The 17,413-nt window shown below is 43.4% G+C and carries 13 protein-coding genes; 3 read left to right on the forward strand and 10 right to left on the reverse strand.

The features are described from left to right. Positions 1-57: 57 nt before the first annotated feature. From IGK85_RS12470 to add, 3 genes are all read left to right on the forward strand, one after another. Positions 58-780, forward strand: coding sequence for a C39 family peptidase (locus IGK85_RS12470; RefSeq protein WP_008380783.1), 723 nt, complete (start codon positions 58-60; stop codon positions 778-780). Positions 781-928: 148 nt separating this feature from the next. Further along, positions 929-2,035 (forward strand): alanine dehydrogenase, encoded by a 1,107-nt coding sequence (ald, locus tag IGK85_RS12475; protein WP_008380781.1) that lies wholly within the window; start codon positions 929-931, stop codon positions 2,033-2,035. Positions 2,036-2,187: 152 nt separating this feature from the next. Then, positions 2,188-3,204: an adenosine deaminase gene (add, locus tag IGK85_RS12480; RefSeq protein WP_008380779.1), complete on the forward strand. Its 1,017-nt coding sequence runs from the start codon at positions 2,188-2,190 to the stop codon at positions 3,202-3,204. Between the two features lie 68 nt (positions 3,205-3,272). On the opposite strand, the gene IGK85_RS12485 is transcribed toward add, so the two are convergent. From IGK85_RS12485 to IGK85_RS12530, 10 genes are all read right to left on the reverse strand, one after another. Further along, positions 3,273-4,040 (reverse strand): histidinol-phosphatase, encoded by a 768-nt coding sequence (locus tag IGK85_RS12485; protein ID WP_008380776.1) that lies wholly within the window; start codon positions 4,038-4,040, stop codon positions 3,273-3,275. A 273-nt stretch (positions 4,041-4,313) separates the two neighbouring features. After that, on the reverse strand, positions 4,314-5,297 hold the full coding sequence (locus tag IGK85_RS12490) for a LacI family DNA-binding transcriptional regulator (protein ID WP_008380774.1): 984 nt from the start codon (positions 5,295-5,297) through the stop codon (positions 4,314-4,316). Positions 5,298-5,583: 286 nt separating this feature from the next. Then, on the reverse strand, positions 5,584-6,423 hold the full coding sequence (locus tag IGK85_RS12495; protein WP_008380772.1) for a sugar phosphate isomerase/epimerase family protein: 840 nt from the start codon (positions 6,421-6,423) through the stop codon (positions 5,584-5,586). Continuing rightward, positions 6,395-9,067, reverse strand: a complete 2,673-nt coding sequence (locus IGK85_RS12500) for a beta-galactosidase (RefSeq protein ID WP_008380770.1) — start codon at positions 9,065-9,067, stop codon at positions 6,395-6,397. The genes IGK85_RS12495 and IGK85_RS12500 overlap by 29 nt, the downstream gene beginning before the upstream one ends. 193 nt (positions 9,068-9,260) lie before the next feature. Further along, positions 9,261-11,471: a helix-turn-helix transcriptional regulator gene (locus IGK85_RS12505; protein WP_008380767.1), complete on the reverse strand. Its 2,211-nt coding sequence runs from the start codon at positions 11,469-11,471 to the stop codon at positions 9,261-9,263. An 86-nt stretch (positions 11,472-11,557) separates the two neighbouring features. Then, entirely contained in the window at positions 11,558-12,436 is an 879-nt protein-coding gene (locus tag IGK85_RS12510; RefSeq protein ID WP_005234200.1) for a carbohydrate ABC transporter permease, read from the reverse strand. A gap of 11 nt (positions 12,437-12,447) precedes the next feature. Next, complete coding sequence (locus IGK85_RS12515) at positions 12,448-13,395, reverse strand: ABC transporter permease (protein WP_005234199.1); 948 nt, start codon at positions 13,393-13,395, stop codon at positions 12,448-12,450. Beyond that, the gene (locus IGK85_RS12520) at positions 13,380-15,893 is read right to left on the reverse strand and encodes a hypothetical protein (protein ID WP_005234198.1); all 2,514 of its coding nucleotides are present in this window, start codon (positions 15,891-15,893) and stop codon (positions 13,380-13,382) included. Before IGK85_RS12520 ends, IGK85_RS12515 begins: the two co-directional genes overlap by 16 nt. Further along, the gene (locus IGK85_RS12525) at positions 15,868-16,542 is read right to left on the reverse strand and encodes a YesL family protein (protein ID WP_008380762.1); all 675 of its coding nucleotides are present in this window, start codon (positions 16,540-16,542) and stop codon (positions 15,868-15,870) included. The genes IGK85_RS12520 and IGK85_RS12525 overlap by 26 nt, the downstream gene beginning before the upstream one ends. After that, the gene (locus IGK85_RS12530) at positions 16,542-17,210 is read right to left on the reverse strand and encodes a DUF1961 family protein (RefSeq protein WP_008380760.1); all 669 of its coding nucleotides are present in this window, start codon (positions 17,208-17,210) and stop codon (positions 16,542-16,544) included. The genes IGK85_RS12525 and IGK85_RS12530 overlap by 1 nt, the downstream gene beginning before the upstream one ends. Between the last annotated feature and the right edge of the window lie 203 nt (positions 17,211-17,413).

The following is a 17,413-nucleotide window of genomic DNA, read 5'->3' on the forward strand; positions in this document are numbered from 1 at the left end:
TGTTTTACTTAAAAGAACAGGATGAATACGTACGATTCGTAAAACAAGGAGGGAAAAATGCAAAAACAGACAGATGTTTATCGAAAGCGTCGGCCAATGATTGTTTTAGCAGGATTGGTGTTGATTTGGATAGGGTTCAATCGAATCTCTCATCACGTGTTGTACGGAGAGTTGTCCGAACACGTGCACACCGTCGTTGCCTATGATGAGAGTTATGACGACGAATATATTTACTCTCAAGCTATTTTTAGTGAAGATATCAATGCTTACTTAGGGGAAATGGACATCACAACACCGATTTTCCTGCAGACGAACGAAGAATGGGCCGATAGATCCTATGGCAATGACGGCAGCCAAACCTTAGCAGAAAACGGCTGTGCGATCGCTTCTCTTGCGATGGTTCAATCCTATCTTGAAGGCTATTACATTACGCCACCGGAAGTCCTTGATTGGGCAGGAGATCATTATTACGTTGACGGCCAAGGAACGGACTGGCGGATTTTTTCTGACTTTGCCGATGCAAACGGCTACAACTATTATGATCTTAGTACTGACCTAGCTAGCGTTGAAGCCTACTTGCAACAAAATCATCCCGTCATCGTTTCTATGACCCCAGGGGAATTTACAGATGGCGGCCATATCATGGTCTTAGGTGGAATGATGGGCGATCAAGTGTTTGTCTTAGATCCCAATGATGATCCGGAAAAATCCCACTACGCTACTTACTACACACTAGATGAAATCGCTGATCAAAGCTTACGCTTTTGGACCTTCAGCTGATTGTTCGAAAAAAGTCCCATTGTGGGGCTTTTTTCTTTGTCGTCCCGAAAGCAGCAACTGGATCTTATTTTTTTAATAAAAAAACCCTTTTTTCTCCCTTTGGGAATCCGCTTTCTATTATAATGGAAGAAAGAAAGGTGTGAAATCTATGAAAATCGGTATCCCCAAAGAAATTAAGAACAATGAAAATCGTGTGGCATTGCCGCCCTCCGGAGTCTATGAGTTAGTCCAAGACGGACACGAAGTCTTCGTTGAACAAGGCGCTGGTGCAGGATCAACCTTTTCTGATCAAGCGTATCAGGAAGTCGGCGCTACGATTGCTACCGTTGAAGAGGTTTGGGCCTCTGAATTGGTTATGAAAGTCAAAGAACCTTTACCAGAAGAATACCCCTTTTTGCATGAGGGACTGGTTTTATTCACCTATTTCCACGTAGCCGCCAATCAACAGCTTGCTCAAGCGTTGATCGACAGCAAAGTGATCGCTGTTGCTTATGAGAACGTCCAGCTGGCGAACGGCACCCTGCCTTTACTGTCTCCCATGAGTGAGATCGCTGGAAGAATGTCTGTTCAAATTGGCGCGCAATTTCTCGAAAAAATTTATGGCGGAAAAGGGATCCTGCTCTCGGGTGTTCCCGGCGTCCGTCAAGGTCGGGTAACGATCATTGGTGGTGGCGTTGCCGGCGAGAATGCCGCGAGAGTCGCCGTAGGTCTAGGCGCACAAGTGACAATTTTAGACGTTTCAATCCCACGCTTACAAGAGCTGGATCGACAATTTTCTGGTCAAGTCCAAACTTTGTATTCCAATCGTTTGAATATCGAGCGAACGATCCAATCCGCAGACTTGGTGGTAGGAGCCGTTTTATTGCCAGGACAAAAAGCCCCGTGCTTAGTGACCCGCGACATGGTGAAACAGATGCCTGAAAAATCCGTGATCGTCGATATTGCCATTGACCAGGGCGGAATTTTCGAGACTGAAGACAAAGTCACCACCCACGACGAGCCAACCTATATCCGGGAAGAAGTTATTCACTATGCAGTGGCGAATATGCCGGGAGCTGTGCCGCAAACGGCAACCATCGCATTGAGCATTGCCACATTACCGTATGCCCAGCAGCTAGCGAAAAACCCTTTAGCAGCGTTGCGAGAAAACGAGGCCCTTGCCAAAGGGGTCATCGCCTATGAGGGCGCATTTACTTCAAAAGAAGCCGCTCACGATCTGTCATTGCCTTTTACCGATCTATCGGAATTGATTTGAGCCACTCTCCCACAATAAAACCAGCAGCCGCACAAGTAATTCGCGGTTGCTGTTTTGCTTTCTATGAGAATTTCCTTTTTTGGGTAGCATGGGCTTTGGAAGTATGCTATATTCATACTTAAAAAAAATTCGACCTAGACAGGAGGAACACTGTGCTTACTCAACAACAAATCCAAGCATTTCCCAAAGTAGAACTTCACTGCCATCTCGACGGTTCCATTCGTCCAGAAACATTGATCGCCATCGCCAATCAGCAAGAACTACCGATCGAGCAAGACATCGAAGCTGTGAAAGCACAGATGCAAGCCCCCAAAGATTGTCATGACCTGAGGGATTATCTTAGCTGCTTTGATTTCGTTCGGCCGTATTTGCAAACACAAGAAGCGTTAGCAGCTGCTGCCTATGACGTGATGGAACAAGCCGCTCAAGATGGGGTCGCTTATATTGAGATCCGCTTTGCCCCCAGCTTATCGATGGACAAAGGACTCACTTGCAGCCAGACCATCCAAGCCGTGATCGAAGGCATCGCACGAGCAGAAAAACGCTACCCAATCAAAGGCAATGTTTTGGTCATTGGGATGCGTCAAGAAGACCTACCAGCTATTACGGCGATTTTTGATGAAGCGATCGCTCTTACCGATGAAAAAGTAGTCGGTATTGATCTAGCAGGTCCAGAAGAAGACGGGTACGTCCCTGATTTAGCTGCTAGCTATCAAGTGTTCCTCAAGAACCAAAGTGTCCAGCTGACCTTACATGCAGGCGAATGCGGCTGTGTGCAAAACATTTATCAAGCTATCGAAAGCGGTGCGCAGCGGATTGGCCACGGCATCGCCTTAAAAGGAGATCACACTGCCCAAGCGTTTGTTCGAGAACAAACGCGCTGTATCGAAGGCTGTCCTACCAGCAATGTTCATACTCGTGCGATTCCCACATACTCGGCATACCCATTAAGAGAATGGCTAGAAGCCAAGGTCCCTTTTTGTTTGAATACCGATAACCGAACGGTCTCAAACACGACATTGACCAATGAATACCTGCAAATGGCTCATCATTGCAACATGACCGAATCAGAGATGCGTTTCTTAAACGTAACTGCCGCTCAGCATTCCTTTGCGGAAGCTTCCGACAAAGCGGTACTCTTGAAAAAAATTCAAGAATGGCAATTCTAATAAATATGGACGCTAGTGATCCCCACTGGCGTCCATGTTTATTTCCAAAACGATCAACTTTCTTTCCTTTATGCAAAGAAGAGCCGATCGATCCTTGTTAACCCCAAGGCATCGATTTCTAAAAGAGCTCTTTCGTAAATTTCTGTATTCGTGAAAGCCGCACTCTCGTGGGCATCGATCCCAATAATACAAGAGCAGCCGACTTCCTTAGCGATCTTCCAAAATTCAGGATGCGGATAGCCACCATTCGTATAGCCCGCCAAATTATACTCCAATGGCAGCTGATACTCTTTGGCTTTTTCACATAAGCGGTAGGCAACTTCTTCGCAATGAGAATCGAAGGTTTTATAGCCCCGCATGAACACATCTGGATGTGCCATATAAGCAAAAATTTCTGATTCGATCCCTTGTAAAGAAACACGGAGATAATCTTTGATCGCTTTTACCGAATCCCCGGGTGTATGGTCGTAATAGTGATTGCTTTCGATTTCAGGAAAATGATTGCCAAAAATCAAATAGTCGATCGACAGCTTTTCTTTCTCCGCAACTAACCAAGGGATCATTGTTTCAAAATATTCACACTCTAATCCTAATTTCACATCGATTTGTCCTTGATACTTTTCCCGTAAGCTTTTCACCGATGAAACGTAATCTTCCAATTGCGCAACATCCATCCGCATAGGCGAGACATACCCATCCTCAAAGGGCCAGGGACAATGATCAGCGAAGCCGATTTCCTTAAAGCCAGCTTGGATGGCTTTGATCACATAGTCTTCATCAGAATCCCGTGCATGTTTGCATCGAGTTGTGTGGGTATGATAGTTTGCTTTCCACATGGTTAATCACTCCTTCATATTACATTTAGGTTAATTTGTTCTTGTGATCACATTTTAGGTACGCTCTTCTTAAGGCGTTATCCTTCAAGCCGTTCGCTATTTTACAGAATCTTTTGTAAACGGAACCATTTTTTCGAAAAAATAGTACTAGCTATCAACACCTATCACTTAGCAACTTCCTCATTCTGGATTTATTCCAGTCCATTTCATTATAGAATTGCGGCTATCCCAAGACAATCAAAAGAAAGCTGCAAACGGTTGCTTCTTTTCCCATCACTTCCATTGAGTCGTTTCTCTTGGGACAAATGAATTTTTCAAGAGGACGTGTCTTGGTGCGGTTTTGTCTCCTTGTACCTCTTGAAAAAGTAGCTGGGTCGTCCAATCCACCATCTCCTCTAAAGGTCGTGCGATGGACGAAAGCAAAGGGCTAGTACAAAGACAAACATTGGTGTTTTCATAACCAATCACCTGAATCGCTTCACCAATCTTTTTATCCAGTGAATGAAGGGAACGTAAAGCACAGGCTGCCAAAAAATCGCTTGCCGCAAAAATGCCATCGATAGAAGGCCATTGATGAAAAAGTTGATCAAAGGATGTTTGCGTGACATTTACAAAATCGAGTATGACCTCGTGAACATGGATCTCTGGGTATTGGTCCATCACTTGATAAAAACCAGCTGATTTTTCTTGAACGGAATGTAATGTCTTTGGTCCATTAACGAAGAGGATCTCGCGACAACGATTTTGGATTAAGATCTGTGCTGCCAACTGTCCACCTGAGGTATTATCCGCAGAAACGGAGGATACTTCATCGCTAAGGACTCTACCCACACTCACTAGAGGTAATTTGAGAACCTTTTGCAACAATGGACCTTGCGTACAAAGGTTGGTACATAAAATTACCCCATCAATATTATTTGCGAGAAACAAGTTCAAAAAATAGGCTTCTCTTTCAGGATTTCCTTGTGTGGTACCAATCATCAAACTATAGCCTTTCTCAATCAGTTGCGACTCGATTCGGGTAATAAATTGATTATAAAAATCATTTTTCAAATCATAGATCAGCAAGCCGATCATCTTTGAGGAATTGTAATAAAAGGACCGTGCTAATTCATTTGGTACATAATCAAGTGTTTGAATTGCTTCTAGCACAATCTGCTTTGTTTCTTCATTGACATATTTTCTGTTATTGATCACTCGTGAGACGGTGGTCACAGATACATTGGCAAGTTTTGCCACGTCTTGCATGTTTGCCATTGGTCCCTCCTTTCTCTCTTTTACATGTCTCGTAAATATTAAATCCTTTTCCATTTGATCTATTATCCGAATGCAACATTCCAAAACGCTTTCTTTTTATTCTATAATAGCAAACCTTACCTTACATTTTCTATTTTTATGAAAATAAAAAAGCTGTTTAGATGAAATCTCACCATAAACAACTTTTCTATGCTAGATAAAAGTTTGCATTAATGTCAGCGTCTTTGAAGAAAACAAGAAAATCACTCCCGTGTTCTCTTAAACAATCATTTACACAAGCACCCAGCTAATTTTTTAAATCTAAGCCTTCAATCAACGCCACCGCACGATCGATCCCAGCGTCTTTTGTTTCTTCTAACACCACGTAACAGTATGGCTTGTGTTTGATCAGAAGCTGTAAAATTTCTGGATACCGTATTTGTCCTTCACCTAACGGGACAGGGATCACTTCTTCTCTCGAGAGTTGAAAATCCTTTAGGTGCAAGCAGACGATTTTCTCGCCAAAAAGAGTAAACGCTTCTTCTACCAATGCAACTTGATCAGCAGCCGTTTTTGCGGTGATCAAATTCGTTGGATCGTAAATGATCCCTAGATAATCAGAAGGAACACGTTCAATCAGCTCGGCGATGCGCTGATTCGAATACAACGGATGATTCATTCCTGCTTCGATCCCTACCATGGTTTTATGTTTTTCTCCTACTCGAACGAGTCGCTGGATCACATGGATCAAGTCTTCAAAAACCTCATCCGAAAAATTCTCTTCGCTATATCCCAGCGCGGCAATGACTGAGCCTGTTTCTGAAGCCACCATGCTGGCACCAAAATAACGGGCATGGAATAAGTAGCGCTCAAATTTCTGTAAGATTTTCTCTCGTTCCTCTGGTTCGGGATGAATCAAGTTACTATAACAACTTAACAAAGCGATTTGAACGCCTTGTTCTTGGAATTCATTCTTGAAGAAGGTCCCCATACCTGGACTCATTTTTTCAGGAGCACTTAGGTCTGGAAAAGACGCATTCAAGGCAAACTGAACGTTTCTTATTTTCTTTGCTCCTACCGCTTGTGCTAGCTGCTTGGGTGTATATTCTCCTGAGAGGTCATGCCCTCGGATGGCTAAATGAATCATCTGACTCCTCGCTTTCTACTGTTTTTTCCCATTCAATAATCAAATTTTCATAAGGTTCTAGCCTATGGTTACCCCGCGCCAGCGCTTCACCTGATAAGCGTTCGAAACCGGGGAGATGTAAGGTAAAGTCAGCTGTCGTCATCCCTAAGTTACTGATCCAGAGTTGGACATGGGTCGCTGACTCTCGGCGATACTTCATCACACCTTCCGAACATTTGATCAACAGGCGCTCTGATTCATAAGGGAAAAGTTCTTTGTGACAAAACGACTGCCATATCAAACTGTCTGGTAAATTGCTAGGTAGCGCACCTAAATAGATGATCTCTCCTTGAGCCAGTTGTTTCTTAGCTAGTAGCGTTTGGTCATTCCCTCGTCCGATCGTTTCCCAATCTTCTGGGCAATGAAAAACTGTGACCAAATGATCCAAAGGTTCTTTTAGGCCGTCATAGGTTAGCTGATAAGTCAGTCCTTTCACCGTAAACTGCTGGATTTGGTCAAACCCGAGCCATTCTCCTAAACGATCTAAGCCATTCGTCGCTGGCCACGCTAGCTCTTTTGTCCGATCCCCCGTCATCGGGCCTAAAATCAGCTTGCCTCCTGCTTCAGTAAAGGCGGCAAATTTTTTCAGCAAGGTAGGACTGATCCAACGAACAAATGGGGCAAGAACAACATCATACTCTTCTAACGGACTATTTTCTTGAATGATTTCTACACGAATCCCTTGGCGAATCAGACTGCCGTAAAATTCGGTAAACAGGCTGCGATAATCATAAATACCCCCATGATCGATCGTGTAAAAGCGTTTCGAGTAGTCCGAGTAGATGATGGCTATTTTTGCAGATACATACTTCGTTTCTGCTAAAAGTGGTGCGATCTGTTGTCTTAGTTCGCCAATCCGAACTACCTCTTCATACCCACGATCTGGCTCTCCCCAAGCAGTTAACACGGCGCTATGGGGTTGCTCCACACCATAGCGATGTCCACGAAAATGCCAAAAACAGAAGGATTTCAAATGACCAGCATAGCCAATGAACGCTTCACTTGTGACAAACCCATGAGGACGAGGTGCCGCATAGTTTTCAATATGACCGGCATTGGCGGTACAAGTTTCTAACAATAACATTTCCTTGTTGCGCGGTTTGACATTCCGCCAACGATCCAAGTTCATGGTATACGCTGGATAGTTGTCTGCCGGTGCATACGTATCAAAACCGGCAATATCTAAATCAGCAAATAGCTCATCATTTTGCAAGTTAAACCCAAAAGCGGAGTTATGGGTAATGGGTAACGCGGTCTCCATTCGGATAAAATGACAAAGATCATGCGCAAACTCATTCAACGTATCGGTGGTAAAGCGGCGAAAGGCATTCATCAGGGAAGAATTATGCAAAAACGGGGTCGTTAGTGGCAAGACGACATCCTCAAATGCGTCATACCACTCACTCCACACCTTCGTGCCCCAACACTCGTTGAGGTTGGTCACGGATTGATAGTTGTCTTTTAAATACGTATGCCAATGCGTTTGGCACGTCGTACAGTAACATAGATCGACATGACATTTAAACTCATTGTCCAATTGCAACATAACGACATTTTCATGTTTTTCGGCAATCTCAGCGATTTTTCTCGTCAAACGATAGGCATAGCGGCGAAAGTCCTCGTTGTTGGTACAGACATGCTGTCTTGAGCCATGATGCATCTTCGTCCCATCTTGATTAGTGATTAAAGCTTCTGGGTACTGTTTTGTAAACCAGCGGGGCGGAGTTGGCGTTGGAATACATAAGCAAACATCGATGCCATTTGCTTGGTACTGTTCTAGCGCACGTTCCAACAACGCAAAATCATATTCTCCAGGTTGAGGCTCCAAGTCACGCCACATGAATTCCCCAATTCTAGCAAAATTCATGCCCAACGTTTTCATCGTTTGACTATCACTTTGCATGATTTCTTCCGACCAGACTTCTGGATACATGCAGGCGCCGTAATAAATATCAGGAAACAGTGGTTGCTCATGGAAAAACGCCTGTAAACGAATCGCTACATAGCGAGCGATCATATGCGCCCCGACCTTTGAAAAGTGGGTATCATCTGCGAGACCTGCAGGATAATTGGGGTGCTCATCCGGTGCTAACCAAACAAAGAGCGCTTTGGAAGCTTCTAGTCCTAATGTGTCATAATAATGATAGGTATAGCGATTTAAATCAAACAAATCCACTTCTTCCGTTCGACTAAGTTCTCTTAAGACAGGTAAAAATGCTGACAACGTATGCGCCAGTCGTCCCTCTTCCCCTACACGTCGTTCAACAGGTGTACACAGGATAGGAATTCCTGCTTTTTCTTTGATTTGACGGATCATGTCTGTCAAATGAGCAATGTACGCCTCCATCGTGACATGATTTTTCTCTTTTTGGTCATTATGTCCAAATTGCAGTAGGACGACTGTATTCGGTTCGACTTCTTGCAGGAGTTGCTTAAACAACCCTTCTTCGATAAACGAACGAGTCGTACTGCCGTTTTTCGCAAAATTGTGTACGTCTACTTCTGGGGACAGATAGCTTGGTAAAGCTTGTCCCCAGCCCATCATTGGCTGTTGATCAAGGGGATAATCCGCCACGGTTGAATCTCCGCCTAGAACGATTTTCATTTCTTTTCTTCCTCCATCTATTTACTATCAGATTTCCAACAACTTCGACAAGTCCACTGGTTTTCTTGCTGAACATAAGCTGCATTAGAAATCGCTTTCTTTTCTATTATACAAAACATTTGCTGACGAAAACATGGAAAAATCAGAGCAAAAGCTGCGAAAATACGAGCTTTTCCGCAGCAACCAACAGTGATCAGCTCTGACCTTTTCGATATTGTCCTGGGGTCATTCCCGTGCACTTTTTAAATAAACGATTGAAGTAACTGGGATTATACCCAAGGTTTTCTGCAATTTCATTGATTTGGTGATCAGTTTCGAGCAACTGCCGTTTTGCTTCTACGATGCGAACATTGGTTAAATAATCAATAAAGTTGACCTGCTTGGCACGCTTGAACTCCTTACTCAAAAAGATTGGGTCTACTTCGAAACGATCCGCAACGTATTCTAACGAAATTTGTTCATTGCGAAAATCAGATTGGATGTACTCCGCTACTTTTTGGATCATTTCACTATAAGAATTAGCGACATTTTCTTGCCAGAGGATGGAGACGGGTTTTAAGAAATGATGGTACAAAAAGGCTTGGATCTGATTGATGTCCAAAAGTCGTTCGATTCGCTCTAACACAACCGTTTTCGATACATAATCCGTTCGTGAGACCCCATTTTCATTTAAAAGGTAATCGACTTGATCGTACAGTCGATTGACCACATAGATCACCGCAGCCTGTTGATTGTTTTCTGCCACGACCTGTTCTAAAAACCGCTGGACACTTCGTTGCAATTCTTCATGATAGCCACTTTTCAGCGCTGTTAAAATCAAATTTTCTTGCGAAAGAGAATACTTCGGCAGCGGGCGCATTTTCTCTCCTTGAAGCACTTGATTTTCGGGAATCAACCGTTGCAGATGGATTTGCTTTTTGAGACGTTGGGCAACTTCAGGCAACTTGCGAATCTCTGTTTCTTGTTGCGAACTAACGATGGTGACATAACGGCAGACGATCAAATTGATTTGCTTGGTGATCATCGTGAAGTAATCTGTCAGTAGCTGCTCTTGATTGACCACAAAAACCAAAATCCGTCCTTCATTTGAAGAAACAATGGTTGATTCAGGGAAAAACATGGCTGTGACATCCGCTATAATGTTTTCTAAGGCAAACAAAATGTGGGTTTCATCTTGTGAATTTGCTTGATTGCTTAATAGATCATTGAGTTGGAAATAAAACAGGCGATACCCTTGGTCACTTAAGCACCAGTTTTTTTGCTGCAGTAATTGTTGCGATTCTTCCTCCGATAAATAGCCATAATACCCTTCCATCAAATGTTGGATCACTTGTCGCTTCAGCGAATCTTGAAAGCGTTCCGCCTGATTTTGCAACAATCCTTTTTCCCGACTTAATTGTTGCCAACGGTCCACCAAAAACTCCAGATCGTTTTCTTTTTTCCATTGGGTATTACCAAAGAGCTGATCCATCGTTTTTTCAAAAGGTTGGTATTGTTTTTTTGCCAAAAAGAGACTCATGACTGCCACACAAGCAATAAAAAGAATGCTTACGACGATCAGCACTCTAGCCAAATGAGTGACTGGCTCGGTAATCAATGCTAAGGGAACGACGGTATAAAACGTCCATATTTGGTTGAGTCGCGTACTGTTTACGGCGATCATGCTATAATCATTGCCATTGATCGATTCGACCCAGGTTCCTTGATGCTCCTCACTCAGCGGTTGGATAACATTCGCTAAGTTCTGATCGCCAATAAAACGAAAACTCTCATGATTAAAGGAAATCGCTGCGAGTCCATTTTCAATTTGAGTATCATAAAAATACTTTAACAATGATTGCTCGTCGATCGTTGCAACTAAAAAAATTTTAGGCTGATCTTCGCCTTGGCTATCAATGTTTTGTACAAAAATCAATTCATCCTCTTCTTCAATGATCTTCCACTGATACTGCCTACCATTATCGATCCGATAGCGTTCAAATGCTGTTTTGGTTTGCTCGAGCGTTAATTCATACGTGCCGCCACTTTCAATCCCAAAGGGCGCCTCTCCGAGCGAATAAATACCGATTCGATTGACATAATTGGAGCTATTGGTTAAGTAAAACAATTCTTCCGACAGCTGGATCAACGTCTGATAATTCGTCGTTTCCAATAAATCTTCTTGGTAGCGCCTTTGAAACGATTGCCCCCAAACGCTTAAAGTCACTTCCAGCTGCGAGAACTGTTGGTTGATGTTACTAACGATTCCTTCGACTTGGCGATTGTTTAGTTCTTGATACGATCGTTGTAATGGTCCGATCAAATAGGCATGCAAAAAGATTGCAACGGCTAATAGCGGCACGACGATCCATAGACTGGCTAGCTGCAGTTTTCGATGAAAACCGCCTGTTTTAAAGTACTTCATTCCCAAACACCCTTGTAATAGATTTTATGTAACAAATTGTCATGCGAAAAAACGCATGACAACCTATCCACAACTATTGAAGTGTATCATCCTTTGACGGATCCAATCAGCATTCCTTTGGCAAAATGTTTTTGCAAAAACGGATAGAAGATCAAAATTGGTAAAGTCGCCACAATGATGACTGCAAATTTGATTCCTTGTTCAGGCGGCACATAGTTTGGGTCCATACTTGCTAACGCATTGGCACCACTGGAGGCCATCGTGATCTGTCTTAACAATAACTGAATCGGCCATTTTGCTGAATCGTTGATATAGAGCAATCCACTCATGAAGTCGTTCCAGATACCAACGGCGTAAAAAAGGGTGAAGGTCGCGATCACTGGTTTTGATAAAGGCAAAATGATTTTCCATAAGATCCCTAGTTCCGTACAGCCGTCCATCTTGGCGGATTCTTCCAACTCGATCGGCATTTCTTGGAAAAAGTTTTTGATGATCATTAAGTTGAAGGGATTGATCGCGATTGGCAAAATCAATGCCCAATAAGAATTGATCAGTCCTAAATTTTTCACCACGATAAACGTTGGGATCATCCCACCTGAAAAGAGCATTGCAAAAATCACGAGATTCAACAAGGTGTTCCGTCCTTTTAGGTGCTTGCGTGATAAAGGATAGGCAAAGGTGAAGGTACAGAAAAGCTGCACCAGCGTGCCAACGATGGTAACGCCGACCGTTACAAGCAAACTACGGATAAAGGTGTTGGTTGAAAAAATAAAGCGATAGGAGTCGAGACTGATCTCATTTGGCCATAAGAAAAACGAACGTGTGGTCAATTCTAACTCCGTAGCAAATGAACCTGCGATCACATAAATAAAAGGAATCACCATGAATAACCCAATCAATGCCAAAAATAGTGCATTAAAAATGTCAAATATTTTCCCTGCCTTCGTATTGTGTAAAGTATCCATCTTTTTCCTCCTTAGTATAAGCCGCTTTCGCCAAAGCGTTTCGCTAATTTATTGGTACAAAGTACGAGGATGATCCCAACGATCGATTTAAATAATCCGACGGCTGTTGAGTAACTGTAAGCGCCATTGGTGATCCCCATCATATACACATACGTATCAAAAACATCTGCTACTGTTCGGTTCAACTGATTGGTCATCAAGAAAATCTGATCAAACCCAGTAGACAAAATCGACCCGATCCGCATGATCAGCATAATGATGATCGTCGAACGAATCGCAGGCAAAGTGATATGCCACACACGACGAAAACGTCCTGCACCATCCATGATCGCGGCTTCGTATTGTTCCTGATCCACACCTGATAAGGCAGCTAAATAAATAATGGTCCCCCAACCGATCTCTTTCCAAATCGATTGCATCACGATCATGGGGCGGAACCATTGCGGGTCTGAGAGAAAATCGATTTCCACGCCTGTCAACGAAGCGATAAATTGAGTGATCGCTCCATGATCGATGTTGAATAAAATATGCCAAAGACTAACGACGATCGTCCATGAAAGAAAATGCGGTACATAGACGAAGGTTTGAATGGTCCGCTGAAACAGCTTGTTGCGTAATTCATTCAGTAACAGTGCCAAAAAGATTGGTGCTGGAAACGAAAAGAAAATGTTTAAAAAGGCAATCATCAACGTGTTCCACAAGATTCGAAAGAAATCAGGATTATTGAAGAAATCCATAAAATTTTGTGTTCCTACCCATGGGCTATCTGCGATTCCTAAAAAGGGCACATAATCTTTGAAAGCAATGATCAACCCATACATCGGCGCATAACGAAATACTGCAAAATAGATGATCCCGGGAATCGTCAAAATATAGAGCCATTTATTTTGTTTAAAATGGTTGAGAAAACTCCCCCATTGCTCTTTCGTTTTCGGCACTTTTTTTATTGTTGTTTCCATTCATTCTCCTCCTCTAATTCCGCTCCAATCAGTGCTAAACAACAAATCGTATTTAGCCCCCACTGTGACAACACATTGGTCGATACCCACGGCATTTCTTTTATTTTTTTCCACGTTGTCGCTGCTTCAATGGTCGCTTCGATCGGCAATGGAACACCCGATTTGTCATTATCAAGCAATAACTGCCAAGCCCTTTGACTGATTGCTCGATCGTTACGCACTCGCCCAGCAAAGGCCATCATCGTCGACGCAAACATTGGCCAGGCAAAATGAGGTTCCGTCAGTACCTCGTTTGACTCTTCTGCTTTTATTTCAGGACTCAAGCTATAAAACCAGCCAAACTCCCCTAACATCTCTGTCCACTCTGGGTCTTCCAGCACTTGAGCAAGTTCTAACCAAACTTGCGGCGCCCCAAAGGAGATGACCATGTGATAGCCGCCAAAATTCCCTGTTCCCATATAAGATAAGGTTTTGTCTTGTGGATCAAATAACACTGTGGGACCAGACAATAGGCGCTGGGGCATGGCTTTGATGCAGGTGATGCCGGTGCGAATTCTTTCAAGGTACACAGGATCATTCGTCCGTTCCCACTGGGTAAACCAGTTCGAGACTAGCGCAGCCCAATCTGGTCCGATGCGAATCGGTATCCGCTTCGTTTCTCGTTCATAAAACTCGCGCATCGGTGGTAACGCATCAAAAGCATAGGTTTCATTGTCTTTGACTTGTTCCATAATCTCTCCAATGCGTTCATCCGCTGTCAAATAGTAGTAGTAGCGATGGAGACCCGCCATTGAAATTCGAACTTCTTTGGCTTGGCAACCCCAATGAACGACATTATGCCGTGACCCTAATCCTTTGTATTCCCCAGCATGATACTGATCGACTTCTGAAGTATGTCTCGTCATGCTTTCAGCCAGATAGTAGACGCTTGGATCACCAGTCCGTAAGAAATCTAGCCAAAGCCACATGTTAGGGACCAATTCAGTGTTTTGCCAAGCGTACCCACCAAGATCGTAGCGCCATTGGTGTCGAAACTGATCATAGGTATGCATGACATCACCATAGTTCCAATAGCCATACCAACTTCTTTGTTGGACTTCTGCTAAATAGAATTGACGCATCTCAGCCAATTGTTGCTCCAGCAACTGTTTCGTTTTCGTTGATTCGTCTGGTAAACTGATCTTGCCAAAAACCCTCGTCTCTTGATAACGCTCTGGCAATGAAACGATCTGGGCAGGTTCTTGGTTTTCTTGAGCTAAGTCCAGCAACACTTCTTCTGACGGGGCTTCCTCATAAAGATCCAACCAACAACGCGTCGTATTTGCTACGCCAACTGCCGTCGAACGAATCTCTTCCATTCCTTCGTATCCGCTAAGCACATGATCCCGTTTGGAATAGTGCTGAAAATCCATTGGCTTGGCATTCGGTGACCACTGCCACATCGTGATTCGGGTTGCTTTTTGGGTGATGCCTGCCACCTCGATCGCAGATGGTGCTTTTTCCCAAAATTTCTCCATACTGCAAGCAACGCCGCCGGTTTCTCCCCCAGCGTAAAAGGTACCTGAATAACGCTCACCATCCCCAATGGGCAACCAACAGTACCCAGGTTCTGTCTGTTTTTCTAATTCAAATGACCGATGATTGATTTGATTGACCCGAAAATTGTCCCAAATAGCATTTTCCACCGCATGAGACAGCATCGGCTCGTCCGCTGGGGTCAATGAAACGAGCTGTCCACTGGCTTGTTCTTGATAGGGAATGTTTTGTTGATAGTGTCGCCGTGAAAGTAACAATTGCGCCGCTTCATGATACACAGCATCTGCAATAAATTTGACTTGTCGATTCCAATTTTCACCTGTCAACGCATAATCAAATGCTACCCCCATGCCTTCATAAGCAAGTGGTTTGATGATAATGACCGTATGAATGATTTCCAATTTGCTGATTTCGCGAAAGATACGGAACCGTAAAATAAACTCTTGCACCACTTCTTGATTGATCTCAATGACGCCCGATACTTTGATAACGGCTTTTTCTGAACCATTTTCTTCCAACATCAAGTCCGTTACTTTGGACTGCACCTTTTTGTTTTGGTATTGCAGGATTGCGTGAAGATCTTGCAATTTTTTCTGCCCATTGACCGCTACCCAGTCCAATACATTTTTCCCTTCCCCATGTTTCGGGAAGAAGCCTTTGATCGTACCGTTGTCAAAATAAATACCGTTGTATGCTTCCCTAGCAATCGCCTGTTTCTTCTGGACACGCTGTTTTCTTTGAAAAAGTAACTGCGTCGTTTCTGCCACCAGACCACTGTGTCCTGTCCATTTCACACTGCCATCTGGCCAGTAAGCCAGTACTTTCGTTTGCAGCGGCTCCTCCCCCAGCAAAAACAGTTCCTCACTTAGAACCTCAGGTTGTAAAGCTCCTTTTTCCCATGGATACCCAAAACTCAGCCCACGTTTTCCCTTAGGTTTATTTTTGAGCCATTTCAATGCCATGCTCGATTTCCTCCTCTTCCCTCTCTGCAGGTTGAACTGCATCGTTTTGTTGCTTTAGCTTTTGTTCATTTTCATCAAATAATTTCAAGTAAATCCCCATTGTGCCAATGATCCACATCCCAATACTTAAAAATGGCAGGAGACCGGGGAGAAAAAAGCTGATCGTACTACAAATCCCAAACCAAAGGACGCCTAAAAAGGTGCCAATAGGTTGAAAGAAAAGAAAGCGTAGTGAAGCGCCTAGGTACTTCTTCGTTGGGAGCACATAATATTCGTACATGCTAAGCAATGTATTAATCACAGCGATCGCGACGCATTGGCTAACGATCAATAGGATCAAGCCTGTTTGAGTCAATGCCGCTAAAAATCCTTGCTGGATCACTACCATGGGGCACAAATAAAAGAGAATGATCGGTAAGCCCAAGCGATTCGATCGCCAAAAGTTCCTGCGGTAATACCGAAAGAACGTTTGAAAAAAAGGCGGCGATTCCTGTTTAAGGGTTTTCTTTGCTACGTGGAATCCTGCTTGTATGCTAGGCGCCAGTCCAAAGATGATCCCACCTACTAGCGCACCTATAATAACGGTTACATTTATCAGCAAACAATAAAAGACAAAATCTGCTGCTTGATATACTTTCTGCCAATTCATCACCGTTCCTCCTCTAAGGAATATACCTTTAAGTCTTTATAGCGGGCCTTCATTGGCGCCATTTGCCGAAATCCGATCGCTCCTTTGGTTAATATGGGACCAAACTGTTCCTCATCAAGGTACCTTAACACCAATAAGTCGTTGATCCAAAAGGAGATCGTTGCACCTACCTTATCGATTCTTAGGTGATAAAACCCTCGGGCATCTGCTACACTCGGAAGTGGATCTGCGCCTTGGGCGACCAGATGAAACCCATGGCTTTTGCGCAAATTACACGTTTCAAACGCCCGTTCCTCCTCATACTTTCTTCGAAAATAAGAAAGGTGGTAAGCATCGATCCCTCCAGAATGATACTCGGGATATGCCCCGGTTCGTTTGGGTACTCCAGAATCGAAGATCGAGCCACCCTTGCGATTGGCTGCTGCAAAAAAGAGCATACATAAGCCTGGTTCAGCCAGTGGTTGAAACTGCCAGGTGATTCGTAGGTCCGCTGGAAATTGTTGAGGCAGCCATAAAACAAAATGTGGTTGTTTGTTTGATTCTTCAGAATACGTATTCGCCAGAATCATCCCGTCTTGGAAAGTAATCTTGGGCTCTCCTTCAGCAATAAAGTGTTGAATATCTGCTGCTTGATTCAGCGGATTTTCATAGATCAATTTCGCTAACATTTCTTCTCCTTTTATGCGTATATGAGCTGCTTTTCTCTTTTCATAGTAAACTTGACCTACATTTCTAACAATTGACTTTTTTTGAATTCTTTGATATCAAGCGTTAGATTAGGGTTTTCATTTGCTTGTTTCCATTTTTTCTTTTCTGATTTCTCACTACCTGTCTCGTCTCACTTGACTATTACTCCATTTTATTAGCTGAA

Source organism: Enterococcus sp. AZ015 (assembly GCF_050499225.1).
Classification (GTDB): Bacteria; Bacillota; Bacilli; order Lactobacillales; family Enterococcaceae; genus Enterococcus_D; species Enterococcus_D entomosocium.